We start from the raw sequence: 14210 nt of genomic DNA on the forward strand, positions 1-14210 counted from the left end.
CTAGTTGTTGAATAGCGACTTGGCTGAAAACAGGATGATGAGCGCCACGATCACAAATGCCAGAATGGCGATAAAGAACAGAATTTTTGCCATTCCTGCCGAAACGGCGGAAATGCCACTAAAGCCGAACAGACCGGCAACCAATGAAACAATCAAAAAAAACAGCGCCAGTTTCAGCATGGCTTTCTTCCCCGCAAATCAGTCATGGGGTTACAACGCCCCGGTAGCCGGTCCGTTGCGTTTTAACGCCGGCGCCGGATGAACAGGCTGGCCACAAAGCCCAGAAAGGATGCGCCCAGCAGCGCCACCAGCGGGCGGTCCGCCGTGAAATCGCGCACGGTATCGCAGATTTCGCCCAGCCCCTGCTGCGCCATGCCACCGGCATTATGCATGCGCCCTGACAGCGGGGTGCCGGAATCCCCGATAAAGCCATCCAGACCGTCCTGAAGGCGACCGACGCCTTCTTCCAGGTGCGCTTCGAGATTGGAGGGATTCGTCATGCTCTGTATTCCCTTTTGCCACTGCGCGGGGGCAGCGCGTGTCTCCCCGCTCCCGCTACCAATGCCTGTCAGGCCCGCACGCGGCGGGCCAGGCGATCAGGCAGACTTATCATATCTCGGATGCCTGCCAATAGGCCGCAACCTCGCCGGGATCATCTTCCCCCGCGATAAGCTGGCGCATCCGCTCCGCCATGGCGCGCATGCCGGGCGCAGAATTGTCGCGCGGGCGGGGACCAACGCGGAAATCCCCACGCAGGCCCGCCGGATGTCCCTCAAGGATAATGATCCGGTCAGCAAGGATAAGCGCCTCATCCAGATCGTGGGTCACGAACAGTACGGTGCCATGGGTGCGGGCATGAATACGCAGCAGTTCTTCCTGCAATCCGGTGCGGGTAATCGCATCCAGCGCGCCAAAGGGTTCATCCATCAGCAGCAGGTCCGGTTCGACCGTCAGCGCACGGGCGACACCAACGCGCTGCCGCTGGCCGCCTGAAAGCTGGCGGGGCCATCTGTCCGCCTTGTCGCCCAGCCCCACGAGTTCCAGCGCCGCCATGGCGCGCTCACGCCGCCGGGCCGCATTCAGCCCCAGCCCCTCAAGCCCCAGTTCCACATTGCGCCGTACGCTACGCCACGGCATGAGCTTGGCATCCTGAAACACCATGGCCGCCGGTCTGTGCGCCGCAACGGGGGTGGAGTGTAAATGGACCTGTCCCTCGGTCGGGCGCACCAGTCCCATTATCACCCGCAGCAGGGTGGACTTGCCCACGCCGGATGGCCCGAGCAGGGCCACGAATTCCCCACGCCGGATTTCAAGATCCACATGCCGCAGGATAAAGCTGCGTCCATGGTCATGCGACAGCCCGATATTCTCCAGCCTTACTACGCTGTCCGTCACGTTGCCTGCTTCCGCCCTGTTCCCTGTTTCCCCGCCACTCATCCCTGCCAGCCCAGCAACCGCCTGCGCACCAGCATGAACAGCGTATCGGTCACGGCGTAAAGCAGCGCCATGGTCAGCATATAGACCACCACCAGATCGGTCGCCAGCAGGCTGGATGCCTGCATCATCCGCGCGCCGATACCCGGCACACCAAACAGTTCGGCCGCCACGACGGACATCCATGCCTGCCCCAGCCCCGTGCGCAGCCCCGCCAGCAGGCCGGGGGCGGAAGCGGGGATCACCACCGTCCGCAGCCGTCCCCAGAAGCCGCCATGACCGAAGGAAGCAGCCACTTCATACAGATCGGGATCAATTGCCTGCACCGCCCCGTAGGCTGCATAAAAATTGATCCAGAATACCGAAATGGCGATAACAAATGTCGCCCCCGCCGTATTGAGACCGAACCACAGGATGGCGAACGGCACCCATGCCAGCCCCGGGATCGGCCGCAATACGCGCACTACGCCCGACAGCAGCCCATCCAGTAGCGGCACCGCACCACAGAGCAGCCCCAGCACCGCCCCCGTTACAGACCCGATCAGCAGGCCACTGAGGTAATGCGTCAGGCTGTCCCTGATGGCCTGTATCCACGCCCCGCTACGCAGTTCGTCCAGCCATGCCGGCCCAAGACTGGAAGGTGCCGGCAGCAGGCCGAAGGGAACCCAGCCCAGACGGATCGCGGCCTCCCAGCCACCAAACAGCACGACAAGACCCACGGCCCCCAGCAGGGGCCGTAGCAGAACGGAACGGCGCAGGGTCACTGTGCGATCTGCCTGTAACTTTCCAGATCAAACAGCGCATCAACTGGTTCGGCCTTGCGTAGCAGTCCGGCCTGCACCTCGAAATCCTGCAACTGGCTGACCGCATCCACGATACGGGCCGGATCGGACACGTAACCGGCTGCCGATGCCTTCAGCGCCTCGATAATGATTTCCTTGGGCAGCATCCCGCCCCCCAGTGCCTGCTGCACATAGGGTTCAACCTGTTCGGGGTCTGTAGCCAGCAGATGCGTGGCCTTGACGAAGCTGGTGATGAACGCGGTTTTCCATGCCGCACGGTCCGGCGCGTTTTCATTCAGGATCGCCAGTACGGACCCCGGCTGGCCGGGCATCAGGTCATGTCCGGACGCCAGAACACGCATGCCGGGCATACGATGGCGGATAATGGTCAGGGCAGGTTCACGCAGGATCGCGCCATCCACCGCCCCCGCAAGAAACGCCTGCTGTGCGGCGTCAATATCAATACCGATGATGTCAGCCGCCTGCGCTGGTTCCAGTCCGTTGCGGACCTTCAGCCAGTACCGCAGCAATGTATCCGGCACCGAGCCGAGCGGCTGGGCGGCAAGTTTTGGGGGGTGGCCAGCCTTGGCGGCGAAATCGGCAAAGCGCTGACGGACAGCTTCCGCGGTCAGGGCCTGCGGCTGCTCAGGCAGTCCGGCCGCCAGCGCACCGCGCGAGACGACTTCCAGTTCCTCAATCGCGGCACTGGCCACCACCTTCACATCTGCGCCATGGGCACGCGCCTGAAGTAGCGGCAGGACCCCTGCCACATACGCATCGATCTTTCCCGACACCAGTGCCTGAATGGCCTGCGGGCCTGACTGGAAACGCACAAGCTGCATGTCTATGCCCGCATCACGCGTCCAGTTCTTGCCCTGCATGACAAAAAGCGGTGCCGACCCGATAACGGGAATATAGCCCACCCGCACGGTCGCGGCCTGCGCCGCACTGCACAGACCAACCACGGCGGTGAAAGCGTAAAAGCTGCGGCGCAACACACGCCCTAAAAATCCTGTCATGGCGGAAGCCCTGTCTGCAATGCTGGTTAAATCCTGCATCTCGGTATTCTTTTAAAATATACACAAATACGATTGAATATCTATATCACGATAAAAAAATGTTAGATTGAAAAAGGGCACAAAAAAACCCGACCGAAGCCGGGCTTTTTTGGAAAGGATCAGATCCTTCACGCAGCAAGGTCTGCTTCCTGCGCCGTTTCCGGACGCGGGCCGCTGTCCTGGCCTTTGGCGGACACGTCGCGGTCAACCAGTTCGATCACGGCCATGTCGGCCGCATCGCCGTGGCGCATGCCGGCACGCAGCACGCGGGTATAACCACCCTGCCGCGTCTTGTAGCGCTCGGCCACCGTCGCGAACAGCTTGGACACGATCTTGTCGTCACGCAGCTGGGCGAAAGCCAGGCGGCGGGCGTGCAGATCGCCACGCTTGCCAAGGGTGATCAGCTTTTCCACAACCGGACGCAGCTCTTTCGCCTTCGGCAGCGTGGTGGTGATCTGTTCGTGCTTGATCAGGGCGACAGCCATGTTGCGAAACATGGCCAGTCGATGGGACGAGGTAACGCCGAGCTTACGGCCGGCAACACCGTGACGCATGATGTAATTTCCTGTTTTATCCGGTTCGGAGGATCAGAACGGCTCGTCGAGCCTCTTTGCCAGATCTTCGATATTTTCCGGCGGCCAGGCCGGGACATTCATACCCAGTGAAAGTCCCATGGCGGTCAGGACTTCCTTGATCTCGTTCAGCGACTTGCGGCCGAAGTTCGGGGTGCGCAGCATCTCCTGCTCGGTCTTCTGAACCAGATCACCGATATAGACGATGTTGTCGTTCTTCAGGCAGTTCGCGCTACGGACCGACAGCTCAAGCTCGTCAACCTTACGCAGCAGGTTGCGGTTGAACGGCAGGTCATCCTGCGGCTCTTCCGTACGCACCGTGCGGGGTTCGTCGAAGTTGATGAACAGCTGAAGCTGATCCTGCAGGATACGCGCGGCAAGTGCCACGGCATCTTCAGGCGTCACCGCGCCATTCGTCTCGACCGTCAGCAGCAGGCGGTCATAGTCGGTGACCTGACCCACGCGGGTCTGCTCCACCTTGTAGGACACGCGACGCACGGGGGAATAGATGGCATCGACCGGGATCAGGCCAATCGGCGCATCTTCCGGGCGGTTCGCCGCTGCCGGAACATAGCCCTTGCCCATGTTCACGGTGAATTCCATCCCGAACTTCACCCCTTCATCAAGGGTGCAGATAACCAGGTCGGGGTTCATGACTTCGATGTCATGGCCCGTCTGGATCTGGCCGGCACGCACTTCACCCGGCCCCGTGGCCGTCAGCACCATGCGCTTCGGACCCTCACCATGCATCCGCAGGGCAAGCTGCTTGATGTTGAGGACGATATCGGTCACGTCTTCACGAACACCCGCCACCGACGAGAATTCATGCAGCACGCCGTCAATCTGGATTGCCGTAACCGCAGCCCCCTGCAGGGACGACAGCAGAACCCGACGAATCGCATTGCCCAGCGTCATGCCAAAACCGCGTTCCAGCGGCTCCGCAACAACTGTTGCAATACGTGAAGGTTCCGCCCCCGGTTCGACTTCCAGCTTTTCCGGCTTGATCAGGGATTGCCAGTTTTTCTGGAGGACCAAGGTAATGGCCTTTCAAGACTGATCTGCCGCCTGTTACAGCGACAGATGGTATCCCGCATGGAGATACCGGAATGACAATCTTCCCCCGGGCATGCGGGGGAATACGACTCAACTGATGCGGATCAGACGCGACGGCGCTTGCGCGGGCGGCAGCCGTTATGCGGCACCGGCGTCATGTCGCGGATGGCCGTGATCGAGAACCCGACGGCCTGCAGGGCACGCAGCGCGCTTTCACGCCCCGAACCCGGACCGGAGACCTCGATTTCCAGCGTCTCCATGCCGTGTTCGCGTGCCTTGCGGCCAGCGTCCTCAGCCGCAACCTGCGCCGCATACGGCGTGGACTTGCGCGATCCCTTGAAGCCCTGAGCACCAGCGGAAGACCAGGCAATCGCATTGCCCTGCGCATCCGAGATGGTGATCATGGTGTTGTTGAATGTGGACAGCACATGCGCCACACCGGAAATGATGTTTTTCCGCTCTTTCTTGCGAATACGCGGAGCCGCAGCTTTCGCCATAGTTTTCTCGATCCTGTCAGTTCAAACGGTGCATGGGGCGGATAATGCCCCATGCCTACATACCGGGCAGTCCGCTGATTAGCGGGTTGCCTTCTTCTTGCCCGCAATAGCCACGGCCTTACCCTTGCGGGTACGGGCGTTGGTATGAGTCCGCTGACCATGGACAGGCAGCCCACGCCGGTGACGCAGACCACGATAGCAACCAAGGTCCATCAGGCGCTTGATGTTCATCGCGACTTCACGACGAAGATCACCTTCAACGCGGTACTCGCTGTCGATCAGTTCACGGATCTTGCCGATCTCGTCATCCGACAGTTCGTTCACGCGCCGCTCGGCCGGAATGGCCAGCTGATCGCAGATCGACTGGGCCTTGGTAGCCCCGATACCATAGATATAACGCAGGCCAATTGTTACCCGCTTGTTGGTTGGGATGTTCACGCCCGCAATACGCGCCACGCCACTTACTCCTCGTCCGCCCCTTCGGGGCACTAACATTCAGGCAGGGCTGCTTCACACCACCTGCCCTTGTGGCAGGAGCGCCGTGAACATACCGGTTCAGAACCGGCCAACCCCATCATCATTCATTCAGGCCGTACCCGTCATGTCATCGTGACCGACTCATACGACACTCATACCTTGAGGGCGCGCAATATACCGGCGCCCCCATCCGAGTCAATTATTTCACATCACTTTTTCGTGATGCTATCGATGACAGCGAAGACTTCCTTGGTCACTGCATCAATATCGGCCATGCCATCCACACGGTACAGGCGCCTCTCCCCCTCGTAATAAGGCAGGATCGGCGCGGTCTGCTCCCGATAGGTTTTCAGGCGTGCCGCCACGGTTTCGCGCCGGTCATCTTCCCGGCGGATGAACTCGTGGCCACCACACACATCGCATGTCCCTTCGACCTTCGGTCGCTTGAACAGGTCATTATATCCTGCACCGCACCTGGCACAGGTGTAACGACCGGCAATGCGGTCGGCCAGAGCATCCTCATCCACGTCCAGCAGCAGCACGGCGTCGATATGCCGCCCGCTACGCGCCAGCATGGTGTCCAGTGCCTCCGCCTGCGCACGGGTGCGCGGGAAGCCATCCAGAATAAAGCCCCTGGCGCAGTCGGGCTGCTGGATGCGGCTTTCAATCATGGCGATGATCAGGTCATCGGGCACCAGCCCGCCTTCCGCCATGATGGTCTTGACCTTCTGCCCCAGCGGGCTTCCGGCCGCGACTTCCGCACGCAGCATGTCACCTGTCGAAATCTGGGCGATTCCGTACCGTTCTTCCAGCCGCTTGGACTGGGTGCCCTTTCCGGCACCCGGCGGCCCAAGAAAAATAATATTCAACGCATTCTGCCCTTTCTGCCCCGTCCCCGGCGCATAAGCCCCTGATACTGATGCGCGACCAGATGGGACTGGACCTGCGTCACCGTATCGATCGTCACCGTCACGATGATGATCAGGCTGGTGCCACCAAAGTAGAATGGCACGTTGTAATGGCTGATCAGGATCTGCGGCAACAGGCAGACGGCGACAAGATACAGTGCACCGATCGTCGTGATGCGCGTCAGGATCCGGTCAAAGAATGTGGCCGTATTCGCCCCCGGACGAATACCAGGCACGAAGCCGCCCTGCTTGCGCAGGTTTTCCGCCGTTTCCTGCGGGTTGAAAGTGACCGCCGCATAGAAATACGAGAAGAACACGATCATCGCCGCATAGAACAGCATGTAAAGCGGCTGTCCCTGCCCCAGTTCCTGCCCAAGGAAGGAAAGCCAGCCTGGCATGGAACTGTTATTGACGAATCCCGCGATGGTCACGGGAATCAGCAGCACCGAGGACGCAAAAATCGGGGGAATCGATCCTGCCGTATTCACCTTCAGCGGCATATGGGTCGAATCGCCACCGAACATCCGCTGACCGACCTGACGCTTGGGGTACTGGATGATCACCCGCCGCTGCGCGAGTTCCATGAACACGATGAAGGCAATGGTGATCGCCGCCAGTACCAGGAACACCAGCACGAAGAACGGCGAAAGCGCGCCCGTATAACCAAGCTGGAACAGGCTTGCCAACGCATTGGGCAGATTGGCCACGATACCGGCAAAGATGATCAGCGAGATCCCGTTACCCACCCCGCGGGAGGTAATCTGTTCACCCAGCCACATCAGGAACATGGTCCCGCCCACAAGGGTCAGCACGCACGACACGATGAAGAAAAGCCCGGGGGAGACAACGGCGGAACCAGCCTCCGTATGCATGTTCTCCAGCCCGATCGCGATGCCATAGGCCTGGAACAGCGCAATCACCACCGTCAGGTAACGGGTGTATTCGTTCAGCTTGCGTCGACCACCCTCACCTTCCTTTTTCAGCGCTTCAAGGGAAGGGATTGCCGCCGACATGAGCTGGACGATGATCGAGGCACTGATATAGGGCATGATATTCAATGCAAACACGGTCATGCGCCCCAGCGCACCACCGGTAAACATATCGAACATACCCAGAATACCGCCCTGATGCCGGGCCAGAAGCTGCCCCATAACCGTCGCATCGACGCCAGGAACGGGGATATAGGTGCCAATCCGGTATACGATCAGCGCGCCCAGTGTGAACCAGATACGCTTCTTCAGTTCCGTCGCGTTGGCGAAGGAACTGAAATTCAGATTGGCAGCCAACTGTTCGGCCGCGGAGGCCATGCGCCCATCCTTTCACAAGAACAGCGCCGCCGCCGGAAGCGGGACGCTGTCATGATAAAAAAAACCGCAAAAAGTAATAAAGCGATGCGCCCGCCGAGTGCAAGCAGCATCGCTTTTATTATGCTTCGGGAACAGAACGGGCCTGTACCCCGAACCGGTCATTCCGCGGCAGGAGCCTGCTGCTTCTGCGCCTTGACCTGCACCTTGCCGCCAGCCTTCTCGACTGCGGCGACGGCAGCAGCCGAAGCCCCGGCAACTTCGATCGTCACGGCATGGTTCAGTTCACCATCCGCCAGAAGGCGGATACCGGCGAAACGTCCGGAGCCGATCAGGCCGGCACCGGCCAGAACTTCTTCCGTCACGACCGACTTGGCATCAAGCTTGCCAGCCGTGATGGCCTTGTCCAGCACGCCCAGATTCACGACAGCATATTCCTTGCGGAAGATGTTCTTGAATCCACGCTTGGGCAGACGACGGTAGATCGGCAGCTGACCACCTTCAAAACCGTTCAGCGACACGCCGGAACGCGCCTTCTGACCCTTGACACCCTTACCGGATGTCTTGCCCTTTCCAGAGCCGATGCCGCGACCAAGGCGCTTCTTGCGATAACGCGCGCCTTCGTTGTCACGTAATTCGTTCAGGTTCATCTCAATCCTCCACCTTCACCAGGTGGGACACCTTGCGGATCATACCGCGAACCGAAGGGGTATCCTCCAGTTCACGTGTACGACCGATCTTGTTCAGACCCAGACCGACCAGCGTAGCCTGCTGGCCCGGCTTGCGACCGTTCCCGGAATGCACCTGGGTGACGCGGACTGTAGCCTTCGTATCAGACATCGGCCGTGGCCTCCGTCGCTACAGCGGCCTCACGACGCCCCAGAATGTCCGAAACCTTCTTGCCACGGCGGTTGGCAACCGAACGCGGGCTGGCGCAACGCTCCAGCGCGGCGAAAGTCGCCTTCACCATGTTATGCGGGTTCCGGGTTCCAAGCGACTTGGCCACCACGTCATTGATGCCCAGGCTTTCGAACACGGCGCGCATCGGACCACCGGCAATGATGCCCGTGCCTGCATCAGCAGAGCGCAGGACAACCTTGCCCGCCCCGAAGTGACCGGCCACATCATGATGCAGCGTGCGGCCTTCCTTCATCGGAACGCGGATCATCGAACGCTTCGCGCGGTCGGTTGCCTTACGGATCGCTTCGGGAACCTCACGGGCCTTGCCCGCGCCAAACCCTACACGACCCTTCTGGTCACCCACCACAACCAGAGCTGCGAATGCAAAGCGGCGACCGCCCTTTACAACCTTCGCAACGCGGTTGATCGTAACCAGCTTGTCGACCAGATCGTCACCTTCGCGGTCACGATCGCGACCACCCCGGCCGCCGTCTCTCGGTTCACGTGCCATTATGCGTGACCCTTTCGTCAGAACGAGAGACCGCCCTCACGGGCAGCCTCCGCCAGGGCCTTGATACGCCCATGATAGAGATAAGCGCCGCGGTCGAAAACGACCTTCGACACACCAGCAGCCACCGCGCGTTCCGCCAGAAGCTTGCCAACCGCACCCGCTGCCTTGACGTCCGTGCCACCTTCGATGGTGGAACGCAGCCCCTTGTCCAGCGTCGATGCGGCTGCCAGCGTACGGCCGGCAGCATCGTCGATCACCTGCGCATAGATGTTCTTGCCTGAACGGAACACCGACAGACGCGGACGCCCGCCGCTCTTCAGGCGAAGCTGGAAACGGAGACGCTGGCGCCGCCGTTCCCGCAGATCCTTCTGCGTGCTCATTATTTCTTCTTGCCTTCCTTGCGACGGATGGTTTCCGTTTCATAACGGACACCCTTGCCCTTGTAGGGCTCAGGCTTGCGGAAGCTGCGGATATCAAGCGCCACCTGACCAACACGCTGCTTGTCGATACCTTCGACAGTTACAGCAGTCGGACGCGGGGTCGTGATCTTGATGCCTGCGGGAATCGCATAGACGATGTCATGCGAATAACCGAGGTTCATGACCAGATTGCTACCCTGCACCGCCGCACGATAACCCGTTCCGGAGATTTCCAGCGTCTTGGAAAACCCTTCGGACACGCCCTTGACCATACCCGCGATCAGGGAGCGTGTGGTGCCCCACATCATGCGGGCCGGTGCTGCCGTATCATTCGGCTTAACCGCAACCTTGCCATCCGCGATATCAACCGCAACGTGATGAGACAGCGGCAGCTTGAGTTCACCCAGCTTGCCTTTTGCCGTCAGCACACCATCAGCAATGGAAACCTGAACGCCCGACGGAACTTCGACGGGATATTTGCCCACTCGCGACATTTATCCCTCCTCAGAACACACGGCAGAGGACTTCACCGCCAACATTGGCAGCGCGGGCCTCCGCATCGGACAGAACACCGCGCGGCGTCGACAGGATCGACACGCCCAGCCCGGCATAGACACGCGGCAGTTCCTTGATCTTGGAATAGACGCGGCGCCCCGGCTTGGACACACGGTGGATTTCTTTGATGACCGGCTCACCATCGAGATACTTCAGCTCGATGCGCAGCTGGGCCACACCCTTGCGCAGTTCCTCACGCGAGAAACCACGGATATATCCTTCGCGGCGCAGGGCCTCGAGGACACTGGCGCGCAGCTTGGAAGCCGGCGCCACGCATGCAGCATGCCGTGCACGCTGCGCATTGCGGATCCGGGTGAGCAGATCACCCAAAGGATCAGAAAGTGACATCGTTCCCTGCCCTTACCAGCTCGATTTGACCATGCCCGGGATCTGACCATTAGAGGCCAGGTCGCGCAGGGCGATACGGCAGAGTTCGAACTTTCTGTAATTGGCGCGCGGACGCCCCGTCAACTTGCAGCGCAGGCGCACGCGGACGCGCGATCCATTGCGAGGAAGTTCAGCAAGCTTAAGCGAAGCATCGAAGCGATCTTCAACCGGCAGAGACCGGTCCATGATGATGTTCTTCAGTGCTGTCCGCTTAGCCCGGTCCCGGGTTGCCATGCGCTCGCGCTTGACATTCCGGTTAACGGCGGAAATTTTGGCCATGCCTTGTTTTACCCTCCGGAACCTGTCGGGCCATTCCCAACGGTTTTCCAAACAACGTGTGTATTAGGTCTTCTGGACTTCAGACGGAAGCCCTTTCGCAACATTTTATGCAGCGAAGGGCAGATCAAACGCCTTGAGCAGAGCCTTTGCTTCCGCATCCGTCTTCGCGGTGGTCACGAAGATGATGTCCATGCCACGGATCTCGTCTACCTTGTCGTATTCGATTTCCGGGAAGACGATCTGTTCCTTCAGGCCCATGGCGAAGTTGCCACGACCATCAAAACCCTTGTTCGCGGGCAGGCCGCGGAAGTCGCGCACGCGCGGCAGGGCGATCGTCACAAACCGGTCCAGGAATTCGAACATCTGGGCACGACGCAGCGTGACCTTGCACCCGATAGGCAGACCTTCGCGGATCTTGAAGCCCGCGATTGCCTTCTTGGCAACCGTCTTGACCGGCTTCTGACCTGCGATCAGGGTCATTTCCTTGACTGCGGCGTCCAGCTTCTTCTGGTCGCCAGCAGCTTCACCCACACCCATGTTCAGGACGATTTTCTCGAGACGCGGAACCTGCATCTCGTTCTCGTACCCGAATTCCTCGCGCAGCTTCGCGCGCAGCTCGCTCTGGTAGCGCTGCTGCATGCGCGGCACAGGACGGGCTTCTTTCACTTCAGACATTCCCGCCCCCTCAGCCTTCGATAACTTCGCCGGTCGCCTTGGCGACACGGACCTTGCGACCATCTTCCAGAATACGGAAGCCAACTTTCGTCGGGTCCCCGCTCTTGGGATCGATCAGCTTCAGGTTCGACAGGTGAACCGGCATTTCCTTCTGGATAATACCGCCCTGCTCACCCATGCGGGATGCGCGGGTGTGCCGCTTGGCGATCGCTACGCCACGGACGACAGCCTTGTTGACAGCCGGAAGGACCGTAACAACCTCGCCACGAGTTCCCTTGGAACCGCCGGTGATGACCAGAACCTGGTCACCCTTCTTGATACGAGCAGCCATTACAGCACCTCCGGTGCCAGCGAGATGATCTTCATGAACTTGCGCGCACGCAGTTCGCGCACGACCGGGCCAAAGATACGGGTACCAATCGGCTCCTGCTGCTTGTTGATCAGCACGGCCGCATTGCGGTCAAACCGGATAGCGCTGCCGTCGGCGCGACGCACGGGATAGGAAGTGCGCACGATCACGGCCTGGTGAACGTCACCCTTCTTCACCTTCCCACGGGGGATGGCCTCCTTGACGGACACGACAATCACGTCGCCGACCGAGGCAGTCTTCCGCTTGGAACCGCCCAGCACCTTGATGCACTGCACCTGACGGGCACCGGAATTGTCGGCCACGTCAAGGTTGGTCTCGGGATGGATCATGGTCTATGCCCTTCTTTACGCCTGCGCACCAGACGCGGCACCGGCGGCAGCCGCTACGGGCTGACCATTCCGGACAACGACAGTCCAGGTCTTGCGGCGGGAAATTGGCTTGCATTCTTCAATGCGCACCATGTCCCCCACCTTGCATTCATTCAATCCGTCATGCGCCGCGTACTTTTTCGAGCGGCGAATGAACTTCTTATACAACGGATGGATAATGCGACGATCGACAAGAACCGTTACGGTCTTGTCCATCTTGTCGCTTGTTACCCGCCCGGTCAGGACGCGCCTTGGCATCGCCCGTCTCCCTTCAGGACTTTACTGCCGGCGCCTGGCCAGCGGAACTCTTCTTCACAACCTGGGCCGCAATCGTCTTCACACGCGCGATGTCACGACGGACCTCGCGCATGCGGGACTGACCCTCGGTCTGGCCGGTCGCGTGCTGGAACCGAAGATTGAACTGCTCGCGCTTCAGATCAACGAGAAGCGTGTCCAGTTCTTCAACAGTTTTGGCACGCAGATCGGCCGGCTTTGTTGCCTTTGCCATCTCACGCCTCTCCGATACGGGTCACGAACTTGGTCTTGATCGGCAGCTTCGCAGCCCCCAGAGCCAGCGCTTCACGCGCGACTTCCGGTGACACACCTTCGATCTCAAACAGAATCCGACCCGGCTTCACACGAGCCACCCAATATTCAGGCGACCCCTTGCCGGACCCCATACGCACTTCTGCGGGCTTTGTCGAGACCGGAAGATCAGGGAAGATCCGAATCCAGACACGACCGGCACGCTTCATGGCGCGGGTAATGGCACGACGGGCGGCTTCGATCTGGCGGGCCGTGATCCGTTCAGGCTGGAGAGCCTTCAGGCCGAACGCCCCGAAATTCAGGGTTGTGCCACCCTTGGCCAACCCATGAATGCGGCCCTTGTGGGCCTTGCGGTACTTTGTCCGCTTGGGAGAAAGCATTTTCTAAATCCTCACGCGCCGCCTGGCGCATCTAGGTCCATTTGACCGCGCAGATCAGCGCTGCGGGGCCTGCTCGGCGGCGCGACGGTCCTGCGCCAGCGGATCATGGGCAAGAATCTCGCCCTTGAAGATCCAGACCTTCACACCACAGGTGCCGTAGGTCGTCTTGGCGGTCGCCACACCGTAATCGATGTCCGCACGCAGCGTGTGCAGCGGCACCCGGCCTTCACGATACCACTCGATACGCGCGATTTCCGCGCCACCGAGACGGCCCGAGCAGTTGATCCGGATACCCTGCGCACCCAGACGCATGGCGGACTGCACGGCGCGCTTCATCGCCCGGCGGAACGCAACGCGGCGCTCCAGCTGCTGGGCAATGTTTTCGGCCACCAGGGTCGCATCGATTTCCGGCTTGCGGATCTCGACGATGTTCAGCGCCACATCGGTCTTGGCCATACGGGCCAGATCCTTGCGCAGCACATCGATATCCTGCCCCTTCTTGCCGATGACCACACCCGGACGTGCCGCGTAGATGGTCACGCGCGGCTTCTTGGCCGGACGTTCGATCACCACGCGGGACACACCCGCGCCGGACAGCTTGCGACGCAGGTAGGCGCGCAGCTTCAGGTCATCATGCAGCAACCGTGCATAATCGGCATCGGCGTACCAGCGGCTGTCCCATGTCCGGTTAATACCGAGCCGCAGCCCGATCGGATTAACTTTGTGTCCCATGGA

25 protein-coding genes are annotated in these 14210 nt (G+C 60.4%); all 25 read right to left on the bottom strand.

The genetic code is table 11. The annotated features are described in order from the left end of the window. Positions 1-180: a DUF1328 domain-containing protein gene (locus tag KSAC_RS06125; RefSeq protein ID WP_102323183.1), complete on the bottom strand. Its 180-nt coding sequence runs from the start codon at positions 178-180 to the stop codon at positions 1-3. A gap of 62 nt (positions 181-242) precedes the next feature. Next, positions 243-500, bottom strand: a complete 258-nt coding sequence (locus KSAC_RS06130) for a CsbD family protein (protein WP_102323182.1) — start codon at positions 498-500, stop codon at positions 243-245. A gap of 109 nt (positions 501-609) precedes the next feature. Beyond that, complete coding sequence (locus KSAC_RS06135) at positions 610-1437, bottom strand: ABC transporter ATP-binding protein (RefSeq protein WP_110546557.1); 828 nt, start codon at positions 1435-1437, stop codon at positions 610-612. Beyond that, entirely contained in the window at positions 1434-2198 is a 765-nt protein-coding gene (locus KSAC_RS06140) for an ABC transporter permease (protein ID WP_110546559.1), read from the bottom strand. Before KSAC_RS06140 ends, KSAC_RS06135 begins: the two co-directional genes overlap by 4 nt. Then, positions 2195-3235, bottom strand: a complete 1041-nt coding sequence (locus KSAC_RS06145) for an ABC transporter substrate-binding protein (protein ID WP_102324142.1) — start codon at positions 3233-3235, stop codon at positions 2195-2197. Before KSAC_RS06145 ends, KSAC_RS06140 begins: the two co-directional genes overlap by 4 nt. Before the next feature lie 167 nt (positions 3236-3402). Beyond that, positions 3403-3828, bottom strand: coding sequence for a 50S ribosomal protein L17 (rplQ, locus tag KSAC_RS06150; protein WP_102323179.1), 426 nt, complete (start codon positions 3826-3828; stop codon positions 3403-3405). Between the two features lie 33 nt (positions 3829-3861). Continuing rightward, positions 3862-4881 (bottom strand): DNA-directed RNA polymerase subunit alpha, encoded by a 1020-nt coding sequence (locus KSAC_RS06155; RefSeq protein WP_007399646.1) that lies wholly within the window; start codon positions 4879-4881, stop codon positions 3862-3864. Positions 4882-5003: 122 nt separating this feature from the next. Then, complete coding sequence (gene rpsK, locus KSAC_RS06160) at positions 5004-5396, bottom strand: 30S ribosomal protein S11 (protein ID WP_003621069.1); 393 nt, start codon at positions 5394-5396, stop codon at positions 5004-5006. Between the two features lie 78 nt (positions 5397-5474). After that, positions 5475-5852 (bottom strand): 30S ribosomal protein S13, encoded by a 378-nt coding sequence (gene rpsM / locus KSAC_RS06165; RefSeq protein ID WP_102323178.1) that lies wholly within the window; start codon positions 5850-5852, stop codon positions 5475-5477. A gap of 230 nt (positions 5853-6082) precedes the next feature. Beyond that, positions 6083-6742: an adenylate kinase gene (locus KSAC_RS06170; protein WP_110546562.1), complete on the bottom strand. Its 660-nt coding sequence runs from the start codon at positions 6740-6742 to the stop codon at positions 6083-6085. Beyond that, entirely contained in the window at positions 6739-8088 is a 1350-nt protein-coding gene (secY, locus tag KSAC_RS06175; protein ID WP_102323176.1) for a preprotein translocase subunit SecY, read from the bottom strand. The genes KSAC_RS06170 and secY overlap by 4 nt, the downstream gene beginning before the upstream one ends. 158 nt (positions 8089-8246) lie before the next feature. Then, positions 8247-8735, bottom strand: coding sequence for a 50S ribosomal protein L15 (gene rplO, locus KSAC_RS06180; RefSeq protein ID WP_110546565.1), 489 nt, complete (start codon positions 8733-8735; stop codon positions 8247-8249). 1 nt (position 8736) lies between these two features. Continuing rightward, on the bottom strand, positions 8737-8925 hold the full coding sequence (gene rpmD, locus KSAC_RS06185) for a 50S ribosomal protein L30 (RefSeq protein WP_102323174.1): 189 nt from the start codon (positions 8923-8925) through the stop codon (positions 8737-8739). Next, positions 8918-9496, bottom strand: coding sequence for a 30S ribosomal protein S5 (gene rpsE / locus KSAC_RS06190; RefSeq protein WP_102323173.1), 579 nt, complete (start codon positions 9494-9496; stop codon positions 8918-8920). Before rpsE ends, rpmD begins: the two co-directional genes overlap by 8 nt. A gap of 17 nt (positions 9497-9513) precedes the next feature. Then, a complete protein-coding gene (gene rplR / locus KSAC_RS06195; RefSeq protein ID WP_102323172.1) occupies positions 9514-9876 on the bottom strand; it encodes a 50S ribosomal protein L18 in 363 nt (120 codons plus the stop codon). Next, positions 9876-10409 (bottom strand): 50S ribosomal protein L6, encoded by a 534-nt coding sequence (rplF, locus tag KSAC_RS06200; protein ID WP_102323171.1) that lies wholly within the window; start codon positions 10407-10409, stop codon positions 9876-9878. Before rplF ends, rplR begins: the two co-directional genes overlap by 1 nt. A gap of 10 nt (positions 10410-10419) precedes the next feature. Beyond that, positions 10420-10818 carry a 30S ribosomal protein S8 gene (rpsH, locus tag KSAC_RS06205; protein WP_010506719.1) on the bottom strand — a complete coding sequence of 133 codons (399 nt, stop codon included), beginning with the start codon at positions 10816-10818 and terminating at the stop codon, positions 10420-10422. 12 nt (positions 10819-10830) lie between these two features. Further along, positions 10831-11136 (bottom strand): 30S ribosomal protein S14, encoded by a 306-nt coding sequence (gene rpsN / locus KSAC_RS06210; RefSeq protein ID WP_007399632.1) that lies wholly within the window; start codon positions 11134-11136, stop codon positions 10831-10833. A gap of 105 nt (positions 11137-11241) precedes the next feature. Next, on the bottom strand, positions 11242-11811 hold the full coding sequence (gene rplE / locus KSAC_RS06215; protein WP_102323170.1) for a 50S ribosomal protein L5: 570 nt from the start codon (positions 11809-11811) through the stop codon (positions 11242-11244). Between the two features lie 10 nt (positions 11812-11821). After that, the gene (gene rplX / locus KSAC_RS06220; RefSeq protein WP_102323169.1) at positions 11822-12142 is read right to left on the bottom strand and encodes a 50S ribosomal protein L24; all 321 of its coding nucleotides are present in this window, start codon (positions 12140-12142) and stop codon (positions 11822-11824) included. Then, a complete protein-coding gene (gene rplN, locus KSAC_RS06225; protein WP_007399629.1) occupies positions 12142-12510 on the bottom strand; it encodes a 50S ribosomal protein L14 in 369 nt (122 codons plus the stop codon). Before rplN ends, rplX begins: the two co-directional genes overlap by 1 nt. A gap of 15 nt (positions 12511-12525) precedes the next feature. Further along, positions 12526-12807, bottom strand: a complete 282-nt coding sequence (gene rpsQ / locus KSAC_RS06230) for a 30S ribosomal protein S17 (protein WP_102323168.1) — start codon at positions 12805-12807, stop codon at positions 12526-12528. 13 nt (positions 12808-12820) lie between these two features. Continuing rightward, positions 12821-13057 (bottom strand): 50S ribosomal protein L29, encoded by a 237-nt coding sequence (rpmC, locus tag KSAC_RS06235; protein ID WP_102323167.1) that lies wholly within the window; start codon positions 13055-13057, stop codon positions 12821-12823. A 1-nt stretch (position 13058) separates the two neighbouring features. Continuing rightward, complete coding sequence (gene rplP, locus KSAC_RS06240) at positions 13059-13475, bottom strand: 50S ribosomal protein L16 (protein ID WP_014105026.1); 417 nt, start codon at positions 13473-13475, stop codon at positions 13059-13061. Between the two features lie 54 nt (positions 13476-13529). Then, entirely contained in the window at positions 13530-14207 is a 678-nt protein-coding gene (rpsC, locus tag KSAC_RS06245) for a 30S ribosomal protein S3 (RefSeq protein WP_007399625.1), read from the bottom strand. Between the last annotated feature and the right edge of the window lie 3 nt (positions 14208-14210).

Source organism: Komagataeibacter saccharivorans (genome assembly GCF_004348195.1).
In the GTDB taxonomy this organism is placed as follows: domain Bacteria; phylum Pseudomonadota; class Alphaproteobacteria; order Acetobacterales; family Acetobacteraceae; genus Komagataeibacter; species Komagataeibacter saccharivorans.

What these genes read in the sequence shown, in the direction of transcription:
- KSAC_RS06125 (WP_102323183.1), bottom strand. Translation starts at nt 180, where the DNA reads ATGCTGAAACTGGCGCTGTTTTTTTTGATTGTTTCATTGGTTGCCGGT.
- KSAC_RS06130 (WP_102323182.1), bottom strand. Translation starts at nt 500, where the DNA reads ATGACGAATCCCTCCAATCTCGAAGCGCACCTGGAAGAAGGCGTCGGT.
- KSAC_RS06135 (WP_110546557.1), bottom strand. Translation starts at nt 1,437, where the DNA reads ATGAGTGGCGGGGAAACAGGGAACAGGGCGGAAGCAGGCAACGTGACG.
- KSAC_RS06145 (WP_102324142.1), bottom strand. Translation starts at nt 3,235, where the DNA reads ATGACAGGATTTTTAGGGCGTGTGTTGCGCCGCAGCTTTTACGCTTTC.
- rplQ (WP_102323179.1), bottom strand. Translation starts at nt 3,828, where the DNA reads ATGCGTCACGGTGTTGCCGGCCGTAAGCTCGGCGTTACCTCGTCCCAT.
- rpsK (WP_003621069.1), bottom strand. Translation starts at nt 5,396, where the DNA reads ATGGCGAAAGCTGCGGCTCCGCGTATTCGCAAGAAAGAGCGGAAAAAC.
- secY (WP_102323176.1), bottom strand. Translation starts at nt 8,088, where the DNA reads ATGGCCTCCGCGGCCGAACAGTTGGCTGCCAATCTGAATTTCAGTTCC.
- rplO (WP_110546565.1), bottom strand. Translation starts at nt 8,735, where the DNA reads ATGAACCTGAACGAATTACGTGACAACGAAGGCGCGCGTTATCGCAAG.
- rpmD (WP_102323174.1), bottom strand. Translation starts at nt 8,925, where the DNA reads ATGTCTGATACGAAGGCTACAGTCCGCGTCACCCAGGTGCATTCCGGG.
- rpsE (WP_102323173.1), bottom strand. Translation starts at nt 9,496, where the DNA reads ATGGCACGTGAACCGAGAGACGGCGGCCGGGGTGGTCGCGATCGTGAC.
- rplR (WP_102323172.1), bottom strand. Translation starts at nt 9,876, where the DNA reads ATGAGCACGCAGAAGGATCTGCGGGAACGGCGGCGCCAGCGTCTCCGT.
- rplF (WP_102323171.1), bottom strand. Translation starts at nt 10,409, where the DNA reads ATGTCGCGAGTGGGCAAATATCCCGTCGAAGTTCCGTCGGGCGTTCAG.
- rpsH (WP_010506719.1), bottom strand. Translation starts at nt 10,818, where the DNA reads ATGTCACTTTCTGATCCTTTGGGTGATCTGCTCACCCGGATCCGCAAT.
- rpsN (WP_007399632.1), bottom strand. Translation starts at nt 11,136, where the DNA reads ATGGCCAAAATTTCCGCCGTTAACCGGAATGTCAAGCGCGAGCGCATG.
- rplE (WP_102323170.1), bottom strand. Translation starts at nt 11,811, where the DNA reads ATGTCTGAAGTGAAAGAAGCCCGTCCTGTGCCGCGCATGCAGCAGCGC.
- rplX (WP_102323169.1), bottom strand. Translation starts at nt 12,142, where the DNA reads ATGGCTGCTCGTATCAAGAAGGGTGACCAGGTTCTGGTCATCACCGGC.
- rplN (WP_007399629.1), bottom strand. Translation starts at nt 12,510, where the DNA reads ATGATCCATCCCGAGACCAACCTTGACGTGGCCGACAATTCCGGTGCC.
- rpsQ (WP_102323168.1), bottom strand. Translation starts at nt 12,807, where the DNA reads ATGCCAAGGCGCGTCCTGACCGGGCGGGTAACAAGCGACAAGATGGAC.
- rpmC (WP_102323167.1), bottom strand. Translation starts at nt 13,057, where the DNA reads ATGGCAAAGGCAACAAAGCCGGCCGATCTGCGTGCCAAAACTGTTGAA.
- rplP (WP_014105026.1), bottom strand. Translation starts at nt 13,475, where the DNA reads ATGCTTTCTCCCAAGCGGACAAAGTACCGCAAGGCCCACAAGGGCCGC.
- rpsC (WP_007399625.1), bottom strand. Translation starts at nt 14,207, where the DNA reads ATGGGACACAAAGTTAATCCGATCGGGCTGCGGCTCGGTATTAACCGG.